Source organism: Aureimonas ureilytica DSM 18598 = NBRC 106430 (assembly GCF_000382705.1).
GTDB lineage: Bacteria > Pseudomonadota > Alphaproteobacteria > Rhizobiales > Rhizobiaceae > Aureimonas > Aureimonas ureilytica.
Window position 1 is genome coordinate 183,370 of record NZ_ARQE01000002.1, and the last position, 21,745, is coordinate 205,114.

The 21,745-nt window shown below is 65.9% G+C and carries 14 protein-coding genes; 9 read left to right on the forward strand and 5 right to left on the reverse strand.

Translation table 11 applies throughout. The features are described from left to right. Nucleotides 1-13: 13 nt before the first annotated feature. The gene (gene tyrS / locus B146_RS0104680) at nt 14-1,264 is read left to right on the forward strand and encodes a tyrosine--tRNA ligase (RefSeq protein WP_019995261.1); all 1,251 of its coding nucleotides are present in this window, start codon (nt 14-16) and stop codon (nt 1,262-1,264) included. A gap of 51 nt (nt 1,265-1,315) precedes the next feature. On the opposite strand, the gene B146_RS0104685 is transcribed toward tyrS, so the two are convergent. After that, entirely contained in the window at nt 1,316-4,693 is a 3,378-nt protein-coding gene (locus B146_RS0104685) for an AsmA-like C-terminal region-containing protein (RefSeq protein WP_019995262.1), read from the reverse strand. Nucleotides 4,694-4,938: 245 nt separating this feature from the next. Between B146_RS0104685 and B146_RS0104690 the strand changes: the two genes are divergently transcribed. The 3 genes from B146_RS0104690 to B146_RS0104700 all read left to right on the forward strand — a co-directional run bounded on the left by B146_RS0104690 (nt 4,939) and on the right by B146_RS0104700 (nt 7,575). Then, on the forward strand, nt 4,939-5,421 hold the full coding sequence (locus B146_RS0104690) for a peroxiredoxin (RefSeq protein ID WP_026358329.1): 483 nt from the start codon (nt 4,939-4,941) through the stop codon (nt 5,419-5,421). Beyond that, nucleotides 5,418-6,239 carry a ferritin-like domain-containing protein gene (locus B146_RS0104695; RefSeq protein ID WP_019995264.1) on the forward strand — a complete coding sequence of 274 codons (822 nt, stop codon included), beginning with the start codon at nt 5,418-5,420 and terminating at the stop codon, nt 6,237-6,239. Before B146_RS0104690 ends, B146_RS0104695 begins: the two co-directional genes overlap by 4 nt. Nucleotides 6,240-6,330: 91 nt before the next feature. Beyond that, complete coding sequence (locus tag B146_RS0104700) at nt 6,331-7,575, forward strand: M23 family metallopeptidase (RefSeq protein ID WP_019995265.1); 1,245 nt, start codon at nt 6,331-6,333, stop codon at nt 7,573-7,575. A gap of 63 nt (nt 7,576-7,638) precedes the next feature. On the opposite strand, the gene prfB is transcribed toward B146_RS0104700, so the two are convergent. The 3 genes from prfB to B146_RS0104715 all read right to left on the reverse strand — a co-directional run bounded on the left by prfB (nt 7,639) and on the right by B146_RS0104715 (nt 12,668). Continuing rightward, nucleotides 7,639-8,767, reverse strand: a protein-coding gene (prfB, locus tag B146_RS0104705) for a peptide chain release factor 2 (protein WP_155897365.1) whose coding sequence is annotated in 2 segments (ribosomal slippage) — nt 7,639-8,700 and nt 8,702-8,767 — 1,128 coding nt in all. Because the reading frame shifts where the segments join, the coding sequence is not laid out codon by codon here. 84 nt (nt 8,768-8,851) lie between these two features. After that, nucleotides 8,852-11,296: a penicillin-binding protein 1A gene (locus tag B146_RS0104710; protein WP_019995267.1), complete on the reverse strand. Its 2,445-nt coding sequence runs from the start codon at nt 11,294-11,296 to the stop codon at nt 8,852-8,854. Between the two features lie 190 nt (nt 11,297-11,486). Then, nucleotides 11,487-12,668, reverse strand: coding sequence for an N-acetylmuramoyl-L-alanine amidase (locus B146_RS0104715; RefSeq protein WP_019995268.1), 1,182 nt, complete (start codon nt 12,666-12,668; stop codon nt 11,487-11,489). Between the two features lie 547 nt (nt 12,669-13,215). Between B146_RS0104715 and B146_RS0104720 the strand changes: the two genes are divergently transcribed. Further along, nucleotides 13,216-16,122 (forward strand): Rne/Rng family ribonuclease, encoded by a 2,907-nt coding sequence (locus B146_RS0104720; protein WP_026358330.1) that lies wholly within the window; start codon nt 13,216-13,218, stop codon nt 16,120-16,122. A gap of 55 nt (nt 16,123-16,177) precedes the next feature. Here the strand turns inward: B146_RS0104720 and B146_RS0104725 are convergent, their stop codons facing one another. Beyond that, the gene (locus tag B146_RS0104725) at nt 16,178-17,347 is read right to left on the reverse strand and encodes a pyridoxal phosphate-dependent aminotransferase (protein WP_019995270.1); all 1,170 of its coding nucleotides are present in this window, start codon (nt 17,345-17,347) and stop codon (nt 16,178-16,180) included. A gap of 130 nt (nt 17,348-17,477) precedes the next feature. Between B146_RS0104725 and B146_RS25045 the strand changes: the two genes are divergently transcribed. The 4 genes from B146_RS25045 to accC all read left to right on the forward strand — a co-directional run bounded on the left by B146_RS25045 (nt 17,478) and on the right by accC (nt 21,743). Continuing rightward, nucleotides 17,478-18,848 carry a M48 family metalloprotease gene (locus tag B146_RS25045; protein ID WP_019995271.1) on the forward strand — a complete coding sequence of 457 codons (1,371 nt, stop codon included), beginning with the start codon at nt 17,478-17,480 and terminating at the stop codon, nt 18,846-18,848. After that, nucleotides 18,845-19,615, forward strand: coding sequence for a DsbA family protein (locus B146_RS0104735; protein ID WP_019995272.1), 771 nt, complete (start codon nt 18,845-18,847; stop codon nt 19,613-19,615). Before B146_RS25045 ends, B146_RS0104735 begins: the two co-directional genes overlap by 4 nt. A 237-nt stretch (nt 19,616-19,852) precedes the next feature. Further along, nucleotides 19,853-20,338, forward strand: a complete 486-nt coding sequence (gene accB / locus B146_RS0104740; RefSeq protein WP_019995273.1) for an acetyl-CoA carboxylase biotin carboxyl carrier protein — start codon at nt 19,853-19,855, stop codon at nt 20,336-20,338. 52 nt (nt 20,339-20,390) lie between these two features. Further along, entirely contained in the window at nt 20,391-21,743 is a 1,353-nt protein-coding gene (gene accC / locus B146_RS0104745; protein WP_019995274.1) for an acetyl-CoA carboxylase biotin carboxylase subunit, read from the forward strand. Nucleotides 21,744-21,745 lie beyond the last annotated feature (2 nt).

Here is a 21,745-nt window from a genome sequence, read left to right on the forward strand (position 1 = left end):
GAGAGAGAACACCATGTCGAAGTTCAAGTCCGATTTCCTGCGCGTCCTCGACGAGCGCGGCTTCATTCACCAGATCTCGGATCCCGAGGGCCTGGACGCGCTCGCACTCAAGGGCCCGATCACCGGCTATGTCGGCTACGACGCCACGGCGACGTCGATCCATATCGGCAATCTCATCTCCGTCACCATGCTCTACTGGCTGCAGGAAACCGGCCACAAGGCGATCAGCCTCATGGGCGGCGGCACGTCCATGGTGGGCGATCCGTCGTTCCGCGACGACCAGCGCCGGCTTCTGACGGCCGAGCAGATTCAAACGAATATCGAGGGCATTCAGCGCGTCTTCGGCAACATCCTTCGCTATGACGGCCCGAACCCGGCGATCATGGTGAACAATGCCGACTGGCTGCTGCGGTTGAACTATGTCGAGTTCCTGCGCGATGTCGGCCGGCACTTCTCGGTCAACCGGATGCTGAGCTTCGATTCGGTGAAGCTGCGTCTCGACCGCGAGCAGTCGCTGAGCTTCCTCGAATTCAACTACATGATCATGCAGGGCTACGACTTCACCGAGCTGAACCGGCGCTACGGCACCGTGCTTCAGATGGGCGGGTCGGACCAGTGGGGCAACATCATCAACGGTGTCGACCTCAACCACCGCCTCGGTGGCCCGCAGCTCTACGCGCTGACGACGCCGCTGCTCACGAAGTCGTCCGGCGAGAAGATGGGCAAGTCCGCGTCCGGCGCGGTCTGGCTGAACAGCGACCTCTTCAGCCCCTACGATTTCTGGCAATATTGGCGCAACACCGAGGACGCCGATGTCGGTCGCTTCCTCAAGATCTTCACGCGCCTTCCGCTCGACGAGATCGCCCGGCTCGCCGCGCTCGGCGGGTCGGAGATCAACGAGGCCAAGAAGATCCTGGCGACGGAGGCGACCGCCATCGTCCACGGTCGCGCCGCCGCCGAGCAGGCGGCCGAGACCGCGCGCACGACCTTCGAGGAAGGCGCGCTCGCGGACAATCTGCCGACCGTCGAGATCGCCCGAGCCGACTTGGCTGGCGGCATCGGCATTCTCTCGCTCCTGGTGAAGGCCGGTCTTGCCGCCTCCAACGGCGAAGCGCGCCGGCATGTCGCGGGCGGTGCCATCCGTCTCGCCGACCAGCCGATCACCGACGATCGCAAGCTGATCGGCGAGGAGGAGATCAAGGACGGCGTCGCCAAACTCTCGCTCGGCAAGAAGCGCCACGTTCTCGTCCGCATCGCGGACTGACGAAGCCTCGCTCGTTTGACGATCGAAAGGCGGCCTCTTCGGCCGCCTTTTTCATTGGTAGGAGAAGATTTGCCGGAAGATGCCGGGCGCGATCACCGAGATCGGGTTGACCACGAGCGTCGGCGCCGAGAACGGTCCGTCGAGCCGATAGGTGATGCCGATCAACCCACCCTCGTTGCCATTGCCGAGGATCTGGCCGAGCACCGGAATGGCGCCGAACATGCGGTTGAGACCGTAGGCGGGCATGAAGGAGCCGGAAATGTCGATCTGCCCCTTGGCATCGTAGAGCGTGCCGTTGAAGCTCGACCCGAAGACGGGGCCACGCACGATGCCGTCGGCGACCCGAAGCGTCGAGCCGGCATAGCTGAGCTTCGCCGAGGCCTGATCGAAGAAGGCGCGCTCGGTCTGAAGGTTCTGCCCCACGGCCTGCGACAGGCTCTTGGTTTCCTGCCCGCCCGACGATCCGACGATCCGCGACAGGCGCGGCTCGTCCACGAGCGTGAAGTTCCTGATCTGGAGCGCACCGTCATAGGACGTGTCGGCGGTGCCCAGGAGATCGAGCGATGCCTGCCCGCCCTGCATATGCTGGTAAAGGCCGGTAAAGCCGAGAAGCGCGCCGAGATCGGCGCTGCGCAGCCGGATCGCCTGCAACTCGCCGCGCGGCGAAAGATCGCCCGACACGGCGCCGCCGCCGGCCGTACCGGACAGGTTCAGCGCGGCCATGCGACCTCGGACGCTGGCATAGTTCATCGCGAAGTCGCGAAGGATCTGTCCGTTGAAGCCGTTTAGCGTCTCGACATCGGCGTTCACGTCGAAGGTGCCGCCGCCGACCTTCCGGTCCTTCTTGCCGACACCTGCCCTCAGTTCCGCGAGGATCGGCCGGGCGTCGAACTGGCTGCCCTTCACCTCGATGCCGTATCCGTTGCGATGCCGCGTCACCTTCACCGCGACCTCGTCGCCGGGGTTCAGGGACACGCGCGAGAGGTCGGCGGTCGAAAGACCCTGATTGTCCAAGGTCACGCTTCCATTGGCCGAGAAGCCCTCGCCCTTCAACGCCACGTCGCGAAGGCTGGTCTCTCCCCCGTTCTGGGCGAGCTGGAAGGAGAGCGTCGCCGGCACGCCCGCTCCCTTCTTCCAGGCGATGAACGGCAGGTCGAGCGTCGCGTCGCGCAGGTCGAGCGCTCCGTTGAGACCCGCTGCGGTCTGGGTCAATTCGGCCTTGGTCGAACCGCCGAGCACGCCCTTGAGGGCGGGCACGAATTCCGCGGCCTTCTTGGCGGGAATGGTGGCGGACACGTCGATCCGCCGCTCGCCGACCGGCTTCTCGCCAAAGGGCAGGAGGAAGGCGATCTGACCCGGCAATCCTTCGATGTCGCCATCGAGCGATCCGCTCGCCTGACCCGGAATGACGCGCACGACGCCATCGAGTTTGGAAACGCGCCGGCCCTGGATCGGCTGATTGGGATCGACCTTGTCGAGATCGGCTTCCACGCTCCAGGTCTCGACCTGCCGGTGCGCCGGGATCGCGTCGCCCAGCCGCAGACGCGCTTCGACTTTCACCGCAGCCTGTCCTGTCACCTTGTCGGGATCGAGATCGAGCGAGCGCAGCGCATGAATGGGCTCGGCGTCGGCGACCTCGAGCGCGTCGCGCAAGGGGCCGTTCGCAGCCAGGGCAAGGTCGATCTGAAGGTCTCTCTGGTCGCCTTCGTCGGGCTTGCGAAGCGAGACCGTGGCAGGGCCGAGCGTCAGATCCGGGTGCTCGGCCATGCCCGCCTGATCGACGAAGATCGTCGTCGTCCCGCCGCGCGTTTCGAGCCGGCCTTCCGCCTTTTCGAGACGGGGCACCGTTCCGACCGTCGACAGATCCATGTTCCGGAGTTCGAGATCGAGCTGAAGCTCGTCGTCGCGAGGCGAAGCGCCCGGCTTGAACGCTTCACCGAGCCGCGACCGGGCGACGTCGATGCGGATCGCACCGGACGGCACGCGGCCCTCGTTCCCGACATGCCCGAGCACCCAGGACCGCGCCTTGCCCGACACGATGAACGGCCAGAAGGCTTTGACAGAGGGCGCGGACAGGTTGTCGGCGTTGAGGCGCAGCATGGTGAGATCGGTATCGGCGCGCCCGCGATAGATCGCGTTCCCCGTCAGCCGTCCCTTCTGCGTTTCAAGATCGAGCTTGGAAATCTCTGCGGACTGGGCGACGGGGTCGATCAGACCATCCACCCAGACGCTCGCCTCCAAGGGCTTATCGCTCCCTTCCGGCAGGCCGACCTTCGATCGCACCGTCTTGCTGCCGATGCGAAACTTCAGCCGGTCCGGATCGGTGGCGCCGTCCGTGACGACGGGCTCCACCGTTCCTTCGAGATCGAAACCCACATCCTCGAACCGCAAAGGGCTGGATAGGACCTGCACGCGATCTTCGCCTTCGCGGTACTCGACCCGCAAGGTCGAGGGTTCGATCTTGGTGTGGTTCAGACCGAGTTGAAGACGCCCCTCGCCGGAGCGGATCGTGAGGCCGAGAACCGCCATGCCCGTTTGGGCCTGCCGATGCATTCCGGCCTCCAGCGAGATCGCGGCGTCGCTGCCGAAGGGGCGCTCGTCCTTCGTGTCGCCATCGGCCGCGGGCGGAAGGATCTGCGCGAGATCGATCTCGCCGGAGCGCAGCGACAGAGACTGGAGCCGGGCGCTGTCCGGGTCGAAATCGGCGGCGCCGCCGAGCGACAGCGAACGACCGGCGACATCGAATCTCGCATAGAGCGAGAGCGATCCGTCGAGGCCCCGATGAAGCTCCGCCCGGTCGATATGCAGGTCCGGCACGCGCGCGAAGGCGCCGGTGAAGCCTTCGATGGTGATGTCCCCGAACGCCACCGTATCGAAATGATAGGCTTGAAGAGCCTGGAGCTGACGTTCCAGCGTACGGATCGCGCTTTCCGCCGTACGCGAGATGCGCGATCGCATGGGCGCGGCCGGTTCGGGCGTCGCGGTTGCGGGCGATTGCGATACGGGCGTCGCCTGGTTCCTCTGGTAGCGCTCGCTCGGCGTTTCGCCGAAGGCCGCCAGATCGATCCGCGCCTTTTCGATTTCCAGCCGGCCGAACTCGAGAGACCCTCCGACGAGCGGCAGGAGACGGACGGCCACGGACACGCGTCCGATTTCGGAACTGAGCTCAGGCCGGTCGCGGCGATGAAGCGCGACATCGTCCCAGGACAGGGCGAGGATGCCGTCCTTGCGGATTTCGAAACGCTGCGCGCCGAGCGAGACGTCATAGGCCGGACCGAAGAGCCGACCGAGCGCCGCCTTGGTCTGCCCCTGCACGAAGGCTTCGCCGGTCGGCGTGCCCAAGAGCACGAAAAGCCCGAGCGCGGCCACGAGCAGAACCAGCACGAGGAGGCTCACGAGCGCGCCGATCCAGCGGACGAGCCTCGTCATCGGGCCGTCCCCACTGGGGGCTCAGAGAGCGAGGAGCGAAGTGTCGGCCGGGGCCTGTCGGCGCGGCAAGCCATGTCGAACTGCATCGTTCCTTCGGTCTGGAGCCCGCAGGCGGTGTCGAACTTCCGAATTTTCGGGATCGGGCTGCAGGAGCCTCGGTCCGCTGATATAGACGAGCGAACCGGCGGGTGAACCCTCCCGCTGCCGCTCTCATGCCGTCTCAATTGGCCGAAAGGAAGGCTCTCATGTCCATCCCGAGTGTAGGACAGGACTGTCCCGATTTTGAACTCCCCGATAGCGACGGCGCGCTCGTGTCAAAAGCCACGCTCAAGCCACGGTCTTTCGTCCTCTATTTCTACCCCAAGGATGACACGTCCGGCTGCACGACCGAGGCGATCGAGTTCACGGCCTTGATCGAGGAGTTCGCCGCGCTCGGCATCGAGGTTCTCGGCGTCTCGCCGGATTCGCCCGCCAAGCACTGCCGCTTCCGCGACAAGCACGGGCTGAAAGTTCGTCTTCTGGCGGACGAAGAGAAGTCTCTCCTCCAGGCCTTCGGCGTCTGGGCCGAAAAGAGCATGTATGGTCGCAAATATATGGGTGTCGAGCGCACCACGGCGCTGATCGATGGAGACGGGAAGGTCGCCAAGGTCTGGGAAAAGGTGAAAGCGGGCGGTCACGCGCGCGAGGTTCTGGAGGCCGCGAAGGCCATGACCGGCGGCGCGGCATGACGGAAGGCCTTCCCGGCACCTTGCGGGCCGCCGCGATCGCGGCCCTGAGCCAAGCCGATCTCGGCGAGAAGGCGCGGCTGACGACGGCGGCCGGCGAGCGCTGGTTTGCACGAAGGCTCGGCCTGTCGGCGCCGACCGACCCGGCCTTGCCATCCCGGCCGGGCCGGCCATCCGAGCCCCGGCTCGTGCCGCCGCGCGAGGTGCCGCGTCGCTCGGTCCACACGCCGGAGGGCCGGATCGCGATGATCCATGCCCTCGCCCATATCGAGCTCAACGCCATCGATCTCGCGCTCGACATCGTCGCCCGCTTCTGCGGCCAGCCCGTCCCGCGCTCGTTCTTCGATGGCTGGATGACGGTGGCGATGGAAGAGGCCAAGCATTTCGGCCTCCTGTCGGCGCGGCTCGCCGCGCTCGGCTCGCGCTACGGCGCGCTGCCCGCCCATGACGGCCTGTGGCAAGCGGTGGAGGTGACGTCGCACGATCTGCCCTCGCGCCTTGCCATCGTGCCGCTGATCCTCGAAGCGCGCGGCCTCGACGTGACGCCGTCGCTCCTCGCCAAGCTGGCCGAGGTCGGAGATCACGAGACCGCCGCGATTCTCGACATCATCTACAATGACGAGAAGAAGCATGTCGCGATCGGCGCGAAATGGTTTCGCTTCCTGTGTGCACGCCAGCGGATCGACCCCGCGCGCCGGTTTCAGGAAATCGTGCGCGAGTGCTTCCGCGGCGAGGTGAAGCCACCCTTCAACGACCGCGCCAGAGCCGAAGCCGGCCTCACGCCGACCTTCTATCGCTCGCTTTCACCCCTTTCGAGCTGATCGCCGGCCGATCCCGTAACGCTCCATTAACCCTAACGATGTGTAATGGCGGCCACGCCTGCACGATCGTTTGAGTTGGAGTCGATTGCGGATGGCTTCCGGTTCTCGAAGAAGCGTTTTCGGCCGCAAGTCGGCCTCGCACACGATCGTCATCGCCCGCGGCGACAAGATCAGGCATTGGACGGTGCGGCCCTGGCTCTTGGCGACGAGCCTCGGGCTCGCCGGCCTGACGCTCGTCGGCAGTCTCGGCCTCGCCGGCGCCTATCTTTTCAACGACAACATCGTCACGGCGCTTCTGGCGCGCGAAGTTCGCATGGCGAACACCTATGAAGAGCGCATGGCGAACCTGCGCAACGAGATCGATCGGCTGAAGACCGGACAGGCCAAGGTCCGCGATACGGTCGCCGCGCAGGTGCAACACCTCCTCTCGCAGCAGGCCGAACTGACCGGCCGCTTCGAACAGCTTCAGCCGCTTCTCGAAAAGGCCCAGGCCATGGGCGTCATGTCGGCCGGCGACAAGGCCGCGACGGACACGGCGCTGAAGGCCTTCATCGCCCCTGCGCCCGTTTCGCACTCCTCGCCCAAGCCGGATGCGACAGCGCTCGACGACATCAGCGCCCTGCCCCTGCGACACGCCGACGTCACCGAAATCGCCGACCTCGTTCTGCCGACGATCCGCCGCTCCGTCAGCATGGTCAGCGACGAGCAGAGCTCGACCGTCGCCGAACTGACCCGCACGGCGCAGGCGCGCGTCGATCGGCTCGCCGACGTGCTCGGCTCGATCGGCATCCGCACCGAAGACGCGACGAAGGCGATGGGCGGGCCGTTCATTCCCGCCGATGGCGACCTGTCCTTCAAGGAAAGCCTGAATCTCCTCGATCAGGCGCTCCGGGCCTATGATCAGCTCCGGGCGAAATCGGCCGGCGTCCCGCTGGCCGATCCGCTTCCGGGCGCGACCGTCAGCTCGGTTTTCGGCGTTCGCCCCGATCCGTTCTTTCGGCGGCCGGCGCTTCACAGCGGCGTCGATCTCGCCGCGCCCACGGGCACGCTCGTGCGCTCCACGGCGGCGGGCAAGGTCGTCTCGGCCGGGGAAGCGGGCGGCTATGGCAACATGATCGAGATCCAGCACGCGAACGGGTTCAGCACCCGCTACGCGCATCTCTCGCAGATCGACGTGGCGGTCGGAGACCGCATCAAGGCTGGCCAGGCGATCGGCCGCGTCGGCAGCACCGGGCGCAGCACGGGCTCGCATCTGCATTACGAAGTGCGCACGAACGAGGCGCCGGTCGATCCCGAGCGCTATATCCGCGTGGGACGCAAACTCGCCAAGCTCTGAACGATCATCCCAGCTCATAAGGAAAGGCCCCGCTCGGATGTCCCGAGCGAGGCCTTTCGTTCGTCAGTCGAGATCGGCGACGTCGACTTCGCCACCGAACACGCGCTGCGCCAGCGCGGCCTCGATGAAATCGTCGAGGCTGCCGTCCAGCACCTGCTGCGGGCTCGTGCTTTCGACGCCGGTGCGCAGGTCCTTCACCAGCTGATAGGGCTGGAGAACGTAGGACCGGATCTGGTGGCCCCAGCCGATATCCGTCTTGGACGCGGCGGCGGCGTTGGCCTTCTCCTCCTGCTTGCGCAGTTCCTCTTCGTAGAGGCGGGCGCGCAGCATGTTCCAGGCCGTCGCGCGGTTCTTGTGCTGCGAGCGCTCGCTCTGGCACTGAACCACGATACCGGTCGCCAGATGCGTGATACGCACGGCCGAGTCGGTCGTGTTGACGTGCTGACCGCCCGCGCCCGAAGCGCGATAGGTGTCGATGCGCACGTCGCTTTCGTTGACGTCGATCTCGATCGAATCGTCCACCACCGGGTAGACCCAGACCGAGGCGAAGGAAGTGTGCCGACGCGCCTGGCTGTCATAGGGCGAGATGCGCACGAGACGGTGCACGCCCGACTCGACCTTCATCTTGCCATAGGCATTGTGGCCCTTCAGGAGGATCGTCGCGGACTTGATGCCCGCTTCTTCTCCCGAATTCTGCTCGAGCACCTCGACCTTCATCCGGGCACGCTCGCCCCAGCGCATGTACATGCGCAGAAGCATCGACGCCCAATCCTGGCTTTCCGTGCCACCGGCGCCGGAATGAATTTCGACATAGGTGTCGTTGGCATCGACCTCGCCCGACAGAAGCGCCTCGATCTGGCGCTCGGCGACGTCCTTCTGCAGGCCCTTGATGGCGTTCTCGGCCTCTGTCACGACCGCGTCGTCACCTTCCTCCTCGCCCATGGCGATGAGTTCGATGTTGTCGCGTAAGGCCTGTTCGAGACCGAGGATGCCGTTGATGCCGCTGTCCAGACGCTGGCGCTCCTTCATGAGGCGCTGCGCTTCCTGCGGATCGTTCCAGATGGACGGGTCTTCGGCGGCCGCGTTCAGCCGATCGAGTTCACGGACGGACTGATCCCAGTCAAAGATGCCTCCTCAGCAGGCTTACGGCCTGCTGGATTTCGTCGACAATGGATTGAATCTCGGCACGCATGCCGTTTCCCTCGCTCTGCAAAGGTTTGGAATGGCGCGGACCATAGGGACCGCACCTTGCCGTGTAAAGCTCGGGCGGCGCCGCTCAGAAGAGCCCGCCGGCTCCCGACACGATGGCCTGCTGGGCTTCCGCCGGCAGCGGCTCGGCCGAGGCACTCGGCCCCGAACTGCCCGCGCCGATGACCTCGTAGACGTTGGACGGCCCGGTGCCCGGCTTGAAGGCTTCGATGATCGCGTCCTTCGAGCCGGACTCGGCTGCCATTCCGGTTCGCCGATCGACGGCGATCTGCGTCATGCCTTCGGGGATACGGAAATCGGCGACCGGCTTGCCCTTGATCGCGTCCTTCATGAAGTCCACGAAGACCGGCGCCGCGAAGCCGCCACCCGTTCCGCCATGACCCAGCGGCTGCGGATTGTCGTAGCCGAGGTAAACACCCGTCACGAGGTCCGGCGTGAAGCCGACGAACCAGGCGTCCTTCTCGTCGTTCGTCGTGCCCGTCTTGCCGGCCGCCGGCACGCCGAGCTGCTTCACGACGGCTGCGGTGCCGCGCTGCACGACACCTTCCATCATGGAGGTGATCTGGTACGCCGTCATGGGGTCGAGCACCTGCTGGCGGTCGTCCACGAGTTCCGGCTCGGCCTGGTCGGCCCAGCCAGCTTCGTTGCAGCCATCACACTGGCGGTTGTCGTGCTTGTAGACCGTCTGCCCATAGCGGTTCTGAACGCGGTCGATCAGCGAGGGCTCGATGGAGCGACCGCCATTGGCCATCACGGAATAGGCCGAGACCATCCGCATGACCGTGGTCTCGCCGGATCCGAGGGCCATCGGCAGGTAGGGCATCATCTTGTCGTAGATGCCGAAGCGCTCGGCGTATTCGGCGACGAGCTTCATGCCCATGTCGTCCGCGAGCCGCACGGTCATCAGATTGCGGCTCTTCTCGATGCCGGTGCGCAGCGTCGAGGGACCCGCGAACTCGCCGCCGTAGTTCTTCGGCTCCCAGACGCCACCGCGACCGTCGGGGATCGAGATCGGCGCGTCCAGGATCACCGAGGCCGGCGTGTAGCCATTGTCGAGCGCCGCCGCGTAGACGATCGGCTTGAACGAGGAGCCCGGCTGGCGATAGGCCTGCGTTGCCCGGTTGAACTCGGACTGCGCGTAGGAGAAGCCGCCGACCATGGCGAGGACGCGGCCCGTATGCGGGTCCATCGCGACGAGCGCACCCTGCACCTTCGGCGGCTGGCGCAGGCGATAGCCGCTGCCGTCTTCCTTCTTCTCGACATAGACGACGTCGCCGCGCTGCAGAACGCGGTCGGCGGTCTTCACGGAGGCGCGGCGCCCGTCCTGCACGGTCTGGAGCGCCCAGCGCATGTCGGCGAGCGCGATCGTTCCGATCTCGCGCTCGGGCCCGCGCCGGCCCGAGGCCAGCTTCGCCGGTTGAAGACCGATGCCGACCGAATTGGCGTCGGCGGTCAGGACGACGGCAAGCCGCCATTCGGGCACGTCCGACAGAGCTTCGATCTCGCCGAGCGGCTGACCCCAGTCGTTGCCGAGCTCCACCGTCTTTACGGGGCCGCGGAAGCCCTTGGTCTGATCGTATTGCACCAGCGCGTGCTGAAGGGCGCGGCGCGCTTCCACCTGCATGGTGGGGTCGAGCGTCGTGCGAACCGAAAGGCCACCCTCGTAAAGCGAGTTGACGCCATAGCGCGCGATGATCTCGCGGCGGACCTCCTCGGTGAAATAGTCGGCATCGGCGACATAGGCGCTGGCGGGACGGATCTTGATGCCGAGCGGCTTGGCGATGGCCTCGTTGGCCTGATCCTGCGTGATGAAGCCGTTCTCGGCCATGCGCTGGATGACCCAGTTGCGCCGGGCGATCGCCTCGTCCGGGTTGCGGAACGGGTTGTAGTTCTCCGGCGCCTTGGGCAAGGCCGCGAGATAGGCGACCTCCTGGATCTCCAGCTCGTTCACCGACTTGTCGAAATAGGACAGCGAAGCGGCCGCGACGCCATAGGCGCCAAGCCCGAGATAGATCTCGTTGAGATAAAGCTCGAGAATGCGGTCCTTCGAATAGGCCTGCTCGATGCGCAGCGAAAGAATGGCTTCCTTCACCTTGCGCTCCATCGAGCGCTCGTTGGTGAGAAGGAAGTTCTTGGCGACCTGCTGCGTGATGGTCGAGCCGCCCTGCATCGGGCCGCCCTTGATGGAAACGAGCGCCGCGCGCACGATGCCTTCGGGATCGACGCCGTGATGCTCGTAGAAATTCTTGTCCTCGGCCGAGAGGAACGCGTTCTTCAGGAGATTGGGGATCGCCTGGATCGGCAGATAAAGCCGGCGCTGCTTGGCGTATTCGGCCATGAGGCCGCCGTCCGACGCGTGGATGCGCGTCATCACGGGCGGCTCGTATTTCTCGAGAACCTGGTAGTCGGGAAGGTCCTCGCTCATCTTCGCGACATACAGGCCGACGCCGCCCGCGCCGATCAGCGCCAGAACCGATCCGATTCCGAAGAAATAGCCGAGCAGTCTGATCATCGTGAGCCTATCGTCTGCATTCCGGATGCGCCCGAACAGCGCGCGACGCGACCGCGCGGCATGAGACCCGCGATGGCGCGTCGCGCCGCCGGGTCCAAGTTTCGGACTTCGTTCATAAATGAGGCGCGCCGATGTTGCGAGACGCCATTGCGCGCTGGTTGTGGCAAATGCATCACGCCGGGCCGAAGCGTCAATTCGCGCTTCGCTGATCGAAGATCGAACGATGGCGCGAGAAGGCCTCTATGGCGCGGGCGAGAATGGTCGCGACCTTCTTCTGCCAGTCGGGCGAGGTGAGCAGTTTCTCCTCCTCCTCGTTCGACAGATAGCCCATCTCCACGAGAACCGAGGGCACGTCCGGTGCGCGCAGGACGCGGAAACCGGCGGAGCGCTTCGGATTGTTGATGAGGCTGACACCGCCGCTCTTCAACTCGCCCACGAGACTGAGGGCGAAATGCTCCGAGAACCCCTCGGTCTCCTGCCGAACGAGGTCCACCAGAATGTCGTGGATTTCGGGAGCGTCCTGATCCCATTCGGCGCCGGCGAAGCGGTCCGCCGAGTTTTCGCTCTCGGCAAGTTCGCGCGCGAGACCGTCCGACGCCTTTTCCGACAGTGTGTAGACGGTCGCTCCTCGCAAATCCTTGTAGCGGATCGAATCGGCATGGAGCGAGACGAACAGGCCCGCCTTGGCGCGTCGCGCGATGGCCGCGCGCTCGTTCAGCGGAATGAACGTGTCGTCTTCGCGCGTCATGATGACCTTGAGGTTCGGATAGGCCGAGAGCGCGTCGCGAAGCTTTAGGCCGATCGCGAGATTGACCGCTTTCTCTTCCGTTTCGTTCTTTCCCGTCGCGCCCCGGTCGATGCCGCCATGGCCGGGATCAATCACGACGACGAAAGGGTCTTGCGATGCGCTTCTAGCCTGCGACACGGCAGAAACGTCCCGCGCCTTCGCGGCGACCTTGAAGTCGGCGTCCTTGCCTTTGGCAAGACTCAAGGTCAGGACCGTGCGCCCGCCGTCCCGCTTGAGTTCGACATCCGGCCGCACCGGACCTTTGAGTTCCAGAAGCAGGCGGTAGCGATCGGTTCCCACCAGCCCCTGCTTGATCGCGCGCACGAAATGCGCGCCCTTCGCCGCCGGCAGTGCGGCGGCCGAGAGCGTGTCGTCGAGATCGACCGCCAGGCGGTAGGGCTTCTTCAGCACCAGCATGTTCGGCTCGGCGGCCCCGTCCATCTCGATGACGACGCGGTCGCCATCGGCCGCGCTCGTCAGGCGAATCGACGTGACGATCGAGGGATCGGCGGACCAAGCCGCCCCGGACACAACCAAGACGAGAATGAGCGGAGCGAGGCAGCGGAGGAATCGGAACACGGTCATTCGAATCGGCAGGTTCGAGAAGATCGAGAGCCCGGTTCTAACCCCTCAAGTTGGAGGGGAACTGCCTCTTCGAGAGGCTTGGCCCTTGTTTAGGCGCGTTCCACACCATAAAAGCAGAAGTGAGGCTACCGCGCAGATCGCGGGAGGAAGCTTCGCGACCGAAGGACCCGGGTGAAACGCGCCCGCCCCTCGAGACGCGTCGCTGATCCGCAACGGCGATCGTGTGCGACGGGCCTTCGACAAATTCTTTCCCGTCCGAGATTTCTCGGCGGGACCGCATCTCACGGAACGGCCCAATGGTCGAACGTGTGTCTTTTCATCGGCCGACGAAACGGCCATCCCTTAGTTGCAGGTCGCGTGCGCGTGTCGTCAGCATATCTCTCATCCCGGATCGACCGCCGCCAGATTGGGCGAGCGAGGCATTCCTTCGCCGGGACGATGCTGGCTCCGAACCGCACGACGCCTGAGGGCCCACCCTTCCCGATCTTTCAACCGGCGCGGCGCGCCGGACCATCCGGCGGGGTCAGGGTCTCGGAGTTGAGATTCCATGGCAAACAAGATGCTGATCGATGCGTCGCATCCGGAAGAAACCCGGGTCGTCGTCGTCAAGGGTAACCGGATCGAAGAGTTCGATTTCGAGTCGGAACACAAGAAGCAGATCAAGGGCAATATCTATCTGGCGAAGGTGACGCGGGTCGAGCCTTCGCTCCAGGCCGCGTTCGTCGAGTATGGTGGCAACCGCCACGGTTTCCTCGCCTTCAGCGAAATCCATCCCGACTACTACCAAATCCCGGTCGCCGACCGTCAGGCGCTGATCGAGGACGAACTCGCGCGGGCCGCCGCCGAGGACGAGGACGAGCCGGAGCGCAAGCCCGCTCGCGAAAGCCGTTCGCGCTCGCGCCGCTCCCGGGACGGCGGCGCCAAGGCCGCCGAGGCGACGGACGAAAGCATCTCCGAAGAGGTGAGCGACAGCGACGGTGAAACCGGCGTGGACGAGATCCACGACGCCGAGGAGGAAATCTCCGAGGTCGGTTCGGCCCAGGTCGGGAACTACGGCGAGGCCGGTTCCGATGAGGCCGTCGTGGTCGACGCTTCGGAGACCGGTGCCGAGACCTCGTCCGACACGTCCGACGACAGCGAAGCCGCGACCGCCGGCGAGGACGACGCGCAGGCCGAAGGCGGCAAGCGCCGCCGCTCGCGCCGCCGCACCCGCTCGTCCGATGCCGAGCCGGCGTCGTCCGAGGAGGAAGCCGAGCAGGTCGACGAAGTCGGCAGCGAAGACGCGATGGAGGAAGTCCCCGTCCGCTCGCGCCAGCCGCGCAAGCAGTACAAGATCCAGGAAGTCATCAAGCGTCGCCAGATCCTCCTCGTGCAGGTGGTGAAGGAAGAGCGCGGCTCGAAGGGCGCGGCGCTCACGACCTATCTGTCGCTGGCCGGTCGCTACTCGGTTCTCATGCCGAACACGGCGCGCGGCGGTGGCATCTCGCGCAAGATCACCAATGCGGCCGACCGCAAGCGTCTCAAGGAGGTCGTGCGCGATCTCGAAGTTCCGCGCGGCATGGGCATCATCCTGCGCACGGCCGGCGCCAACCGCACCAAGGCCGAGGTCAAGCGCGACTACGAATATCTGATGCGCCTCTGGGAAACCGTGCGCACGCTGACGCTGCAGTCCACGGCGCCGACCCTCGTCTATGAGGAAGGCAGCCTGATCAAGCGCTCCATCCGCGATCTCTACAACAAGGACATCGATCAGGTCCTCGTTGCGGGCGACGCCGGCTACCGCGAAGCCAAGGACTTCATGCGGATGCTGATGCCGAGCCAGGCGAAGGTCGTGCAGCCCTATCGGGACCAGACACCGATCTTCGCGCGCCAGGGCATCGAGGCGCAGCTCGACAAGATGCTGCAGCCGAACGTGACGCTGAAGTCGGGTGGTTACATCATCATCAACCAGACGGAAGCGCTGGTCGCGATCGACGTGAACTCCGGGCGCTCCACGCGCGAGCATTCGATCGAGGACACGGCCTACCAGACCAATCTGGAAGCGGCCGAGGAAATCGCACGTCAGCTTCGCCTGCGCGATCTCGCCGGCCTGATCGTCATCGACTTCATCGACATGGAGGAGAAGCGCAACAACCGGAACGTCGAGAAGCGCCTGAAGGACTGCCTGAAGGACGATCGCGCCCGCATCCAGATCGGCCGCATCTCGCATTTCGGCCTGTTGGAAATGAGCCGCCAGCGTATCCGCGCCAGCGTGCTCGAATCCACGATGCAGACCTGCCCGGTCTGCAACGGCAACGGCTTCATCCGCTCCGCCTCGTCGCTCGCGCTGCATGTCCTGCGCACGATCGAGGAGCATCTGCAGAAGCACGGCACGCACGATCTCATCGTGCGCGTGCCGACCGCGACGGCGCTCTACGTCCTCAACGAGAAGCGCCGGACCATCGACGAACTGGAAGCCCATCACGGCCTGCGCATCACGCTGGAAGCGGTGGACGGTCACGGCCACCAGCACATCACGATCGAGCATGGCGCCGAAGCCGTGAAGCGGCCGCGCCCCGAGCCCGTGCGCCCCGTCACGCTGGCGCCGGATGACGTGATCGACGCCGTGCTCGAAGAGGAAGAGGCGGTGGCCGTTCCGATCGAGGACGAGGTCGAGGACGTCGCGGACGACAAGGGCGCGGAGGACGAGAGCCGCGATGGTTCGCGCCGTCGCCGCCGTCGCCGGCGCAACGGTCGCAAGTCCGACCAGAACGGCGACGCGGCCGAGGGCGGCGAATCCGACGTGACCTCGGAAGCCGAGGACGCTTCTTCTGATGACGAGACCGTCGAAGCCGCCGGCGACGAGTCGGATGGCTCGGACGACGCGGGCGACGACGAGAACGGCAAGAACCGCAAGCGCCGCCGCCGTGGCCGTCGGGGCGGTCGCCGCACCCGCGAGGACGGCGCGCAGGACGCGCCGGTCATGGACGTCGCGGACGGCGCTGGCTCCGATGAAGACGTGCCGACTGTGGTGTCGGACGACGTCGCCGTTGATACGAGTGAAGAGGCCGACGACGCTCCGGTGGAGATCGGCGACGTCGCGGCGCGGTCCTTCGAGCCCGAAATGACGGACGCGGTGGATGCGATCGAAGGCGTCGATCTCGACGGCCGCCCGCTCGCCGAACTCGAAGCCGATCGCAACAGCGACGTGCCGGACGAGAACGAGGTCATGGCGGCAACGGCCGAGGCCGGCGCTCTGATCGACGAGAACCCGCCGCTCGACGAAGTCTTCCCGTCCGACGATGCCGCGCCGGCAGCGACGGAAACGGCTCCCGAGGCGAGCGAGGAAACGGCCGAGACCTCGGCCGAGCCCCGTACGCCCCGCCTCACCAACAACGGCGTCGATCTGCCGGAAAGCGAAGAGGACACCCGTCCCAAGCGCAGCGGCTGGTGGTCGCGTCGCGGCTTTCTTTGAGCCCTGACAATTCGAAGAAAAGGGCGGCCGAAAGGCCGCCCTTTTCGTTTGGCGTTCAGCGCCCGAGGAGGGTGCCGAGCCGATCCATGGCTTCCGCGATATCGGCGGTCGAGCCGGCATAGGACAGGCGCACGAAGCGCTCGCCCGCCACCGGGTCGAAATCGACGCCCGGCGTGAACGCGACGTGGCAGGACTTCAGCGCATCCCTGGCGAAGGCGCTCGCGTCGTCCCACCCCTCCGGCAAACCGGCATAGGCATAGAAGGCGCCATCGATCGGCGCGATGTCGGTGAACCCGAGAGACGGCAGGTGCTGCGCCAGAACGGCGCGGTTGCGCACATAGTCCTGCTTGATCCGTTCCAGCTCGTCGGTCGTGTCGAACACCGCTTCGGCGGCGACCTGGCTGAGTTCGGGCGCCGAGATATAGAGGCTCTGCCCGATCCGCTCGGAGGCGCGCACGAGCGAAGCCGGCAGCACCAGCCACCCGACGCGCCAGCCCGTCATGCAGTAGTATTTCGAGAAGGAGTTCACGACGATCACGCGATCCGAGAACTCGAGCGCCGAGACGTCCGGCTCGCTATAGGACAGGCCGTGATAGATTTCGTCCGAGATGAAGGTGATCCCTTCCGCGTCGGCGCACTCCACCAGCGCCCGCAGGTCCTCGCGCGGCGTTACGGTGCCGGTCGGATTGGCCGGACTCGCGATCAGAACGCCCTGGAGCGGCTGCGCCCGGTGCGCCTCGCGCAGCCGATCGGCGGTCAGGATATAGTTCTCGTCGGCCCCGACCGGAATTTCCACGGGCACGAGACCGAGCGCCTTCAGGATGTTGCGATAGGCCGGATAGCCGGGATTGGCGATGGCGATCCGATCGCCCGGATCGAAGGCGGCGAGAAAGGCGAGGTTGAAGCCGGCGGAGGAGCCCGTCGTCACCATGATCCGCTCGGCCGGAACGTCCACGCCGTAGCGCTCGGCATAATGGCGCGCGATGCGCCGGCGCAGGCTGGAGCGTCCGAGCGCGTCCGTATAGCCGATCCGTCCTGCCTGGAGGAACGTGCTCGCCGCATCGGCAGCGGCTTTGGGAACGGGCGCGGACGGTTGACCGACGGCCAGCGAGATCACCGGCGCGCCCGCCGCCGCCATCCGGTTCGCTTCCGCCAGCACGTCCATCGCGCGGAACGGATCGATTTCGGAGCGTCGGGATGCTTTGATCGGACGGCTGGTATACATGTCGAGTCTCACAATCGCCGGAAAGACATGCCCTCGAACGGGCAGGTTGGTTAAGCTCGGGCCTCGCGCCGTTCATAGGGGTGGGTCGGGGACGATGGGAAGGGTTGGCATGAAAGATTGGGGCCGACGTTTGTCGACGGGATGCCTGGCCGTCGCGATCGCATTCGCTTCGGTGGCCACCAGCGCGACGCCCTCGTTCGCGCAATCGGCCGGGCAGCGGCGCCTTCCCGTGGTGCGCGACGCCGAGATCGAAAGTCTGGTCAAGGACTACGCCGCCCCGATCCTGAAGGCCGCCGGCCTGTCGCCGAGCCGGGTCGAGATCGTTCTCGTCAACGACCTTGCCTTCAACGCCTTCGTCGCCGGCCGGCGCATCTTCATCAACACGGGCACGCTTCTCGATTCCGAGACGCCGAACGAGACGATCGGCGTCATCGCGCACGAGGTCGGGCATCTCGCCGGCGGGCATCAGGAGCGGCTGCGCGACCAGATTGCCAGGGCGCAGACCATCGCCGTGGTCGCGGGCCTCCTCGGCGCGGGCGTCGCGGCGGCGGGCGCGGCTTCGGGCAACAGCTCGGTCGCCGGGCTCGGCGGCGGTCTGATGACGAGCGGCGGCGGCATCGCGCAGCGGGGGCTCTTCGCCTATCAGCGGACGGAGGAAACCACGGCCGATCGCTCCGCCCTCACCTATCTGCGCAAGACCGGCCAGTCGCCCAAGGGCCTTCTCGACAGTTTCGAAGGGCTGATGCGCAAGAACATGCTCGCGGGCGTGTCGCGCACCACCTATCTCTCGTCCCACCCCGCGCCGCAGGACCGCATCGGCTTCCTCCAGACCGCCGCCCGCGAGAGCCCGTTCTTCGACAAGAAGGATTCGCCCGAGCAGCAGATGCGGCACGACTTCGCCCGTGCCAAGATCGCGGCCTACAATGGCGGCGCGACGCAGGTTCGTCGCACCTTCGGCCGCGATCTCCTGTCGCTCCCCGCCCTCTATGGCGACGCCATCGCCACGCATCTGGCCGGCTCGCCGAAAGCCGCGCTCGACAAGATCGACGCCCTGATCGCCAAGCAGCCGAACAATCCCTGGTTCCAGGAATTCCGGGGCGAAATCCTGATGACGGCAGGCCGCGCGGGCGACGCCGAACTCGCCTTCGCCAAGGCCGCCAAACTCGACAAGTCGCGGTCCGGCCTCATCCAGGCGTCGATCGGTCAGGCGATCGTCACCGGCGGCAAGCGCGAGAAGATGAAGGACGCGATCGCCCAGATCCAGCGCGGACTGGAAGCCGATCCCGGCAATGCCTCGGCCTACCGGTTTCTCGCCATGGCCTACGGCAATCTCGGTCAGATCGGTGACGCCGAGCTCGCCACCGCCGAGGGCTATTGGGAGGGCGGCAACTTCACCCAGGCCAAGATCTTCGCGGCGCGCGCGCAGCAGAAATTCCGTCCCGACTCGCCGCAATGGCGGCGAGCGCAGGATATCCTCGTGACCAAGGTCAAGCGTTCATGACATTCTCCCGACTGGCGGCCCGCTCCGGTCTTCTCGCCTTGGCCGGCGCTCTCGCGATCGGCGCGGCCAGCCCGGCGCTCGCCTTCGACGACGCACAGACCCGCGACATCGAGGGGATCGTGCGCAACTATCTCGTCACGCATCCCGAAGTGCTGATAGAGGCGATGCAGGCGCTGGAATCCAAGCGCACCGCGCAGGAGGACGCCGCGCGCCGCGAGACGATCGAGTCCTCGCGCAAGACCCTGACCGCGACGCCCGAGGGCACGGCGCTCGGCGCCGCCAGCGGCGATGTCACGCTCGTGGAGTTCTTCGACTACAATTGCGGCTACTGCAAACGTGCCGCCAGCGACATGGACGTGCTCATGGACAGCGACCCGAAGCTGCGGGTCGTGCTCAAGGAAATCCCGGTGCTCGGGCCCGCTTCGGAAGCGGCGAGCCGCGTGAGCCTGGCGTTCCGCTCCGTGAAGCCCGAAAGCTACGGCGCGTTCCAGCGCAAGCTCCTCGCCTCCAAGACGCAGGTGGACGAAGCCCGTGCGCTTCAGGTGGCCGAGAGCTTCGGCGTCAAGCCGGAGGTGCTGAAGCCGCTTCTGCAGGGTCAGGCCGTTCAGTCCGAGTTGCAGGAGACCGGCGCGCTCGCCATGGCGCTCGGTATCAACGGCACGCCGAGTTATGTCGTGGGCGACGAACTGGTGGCCGGCGCGGTCGGCGCGGATGCCCTCGCCGCCAAAATCGGCAATGTGCGCCAATGCGGGAAGGCCACCTGCTGAGATTCCGTGGCATCGGCGCAAAATGGGAGCTTTTCCCAAACCTTGCGCCGGTCTATACGCCACACCAAACGGATCGTGACCCGGCCGGCGTCGAGACGCGAGGGAACAGGTTTTGTCACCTGAACTTTCGTGTCCCGCAGAAGCCCATTCGCCGTTTCGAGGCGAGCGGTGCGATCGAAACCGAACCCTCGGTCGCAACGGCGCGCGGCCCAACCCAATTGATGTCGAAGGATTCCCATGCAGAACTCGGAAACGAAAGTCGATCGCTCTCTTGTTCGTGAGCTCGCGGACATTCTGAACGACACCGACCTGACGGAAATCGAGATCGAACAGGGCGAGCTTCGCATCCGCGTCTCGCGCAAGAAGGAATATGTGGCGGCCGGCGGCTATGCCGCGAGCGTGCCCTATGCCGCGCCGGCCCCGGCGCCCGCGCAGGCTGCGCCCATGCCCGCGTCCCCCATGGCGCCTGCGGCGGCCGCCGGTCCGGAAGTCGGTTCGGTCCCCTCGCCCATGGTCGGCACGGCCTATCTCTCGCCGGCACCCGGCGCCAAGGCCTTCATCGAGATCGGCCAGTCGGTCAACGAAGGCGACACGCTTCTCATCATCGAAGCGATGAAGACCATGAACCAGATTCCCGCGCCGCGCTCGGGAACGATCAAGCGGATCTGCGTCGATAACGGGCAGCCCGTCGAATACGGCGAAGCGCTGGTGGTGATCGGCTGAGCCGATCCCGCGTCCCGTTTCAGCGCCCCCGTCGATCGATGAAAGGCCCGTCATGTTCAACAAGGTTCTGATCGCCAATCGCGGCGAGATCGCGCTCCGCGTCCTGCGCGCGTGCAAGGAACTCGGAATCGCCACCGTGGCGGTTCATTCTACCGCCGACAACGCGGCGATGCATGTTCGCCTCGCCGACGAGAGCGTCTGCATCGGCCCGCCCCCGGCCCGCGACAGCTACCTGAACATTCCGCAGATTCTCGCCGCCTGCGAGATTTCCGGCGCCGATGCCGTGCATCCGGGCTACGGCTTCCTGTCCGAGAACGCGCGCTTCGCCGATATTCTCGACGCCCACAACATCACCTTCATCGGCCCGACCGCCGACCATATCCGGGTGATGGGCGACAAGATCGAAGCCAAGCGCACGGCCAAGCGCCTGGGCATTCCCGTGGTTCCCGGCTCGGCCGGCGCCGTCACCGACGATGGCGAGGCCGCGCGCATCGCGGCCGAGATCGGCTTTCCCGTCATCATCAAGGCCTCGGCCGGCGGTGGCGGACGCGGCATGAAGGTCGCCAAGAGCGCGGCCGACCTGCCGGTGGCTCTGGCGACGGCCCGCTCGGAAGCCGGCGCGGCCTTCGGTGACGACGCGGTCTATATCGAGAAGTATCTCGCCAAGCCGCGCCATATCGAGGTGCAGGTTTTCGGCGACGGGATGGGCAACGCGATCCATCTCGGCGAGCGCGACTGCTCGCTCCAGCGCCGCCACCAAAAGGTATGGGAAGAGGCGCGCTCGCCCGCGCTCGACGACGCGCAGCGCCTGCGCATCGGCGAAATCTGCGCCAACGCCATGTCGGAGCTGCGCTATCGCGGCGCGGGCACGATCGAGTTCCTCTACGAGGACGGCGAGTTCTATTTCATCGAGATGAACACGCGCCTGCAGGTCGAGCATCCGGTGACGGAGGCGATCACGGGTCTCGACCTCGTCCACGAGCAGATTCGCGTGGCGGCGGGCCTCGGCCTGTCGGTGAAGCAGTCCGACATCAACTTTCTCGGCCATGCCATCGAATGCCGCATCAACGCCGAGGACCCGCGCACCTTCGCGCCCTCGCCCGGCCAGATCACCTACTACCATGCTCCCGGCGGCCTCGGTATTCGTGTCGATTCCGGCGTCTATCAGGGCTATTCGATCCCGCCCTTCTACGACAGCCTGATCGGCAAGCTGATCGTGCATGGCCGCACGCGCAACGAATGCCTGATGCGCCTCCGCCGCGCGCTGGACGAGATCGTGGTGGACGGCGTGAAGACGACGCTCCCCCTGTTCCAGGACCTCGTGGACAACCCGGATATCCAGGCCGGCCAGTATGATATTCACTGGCTGGAACAATATCTGGCGGGGTTGGCCAAGGCGGCCTGAGC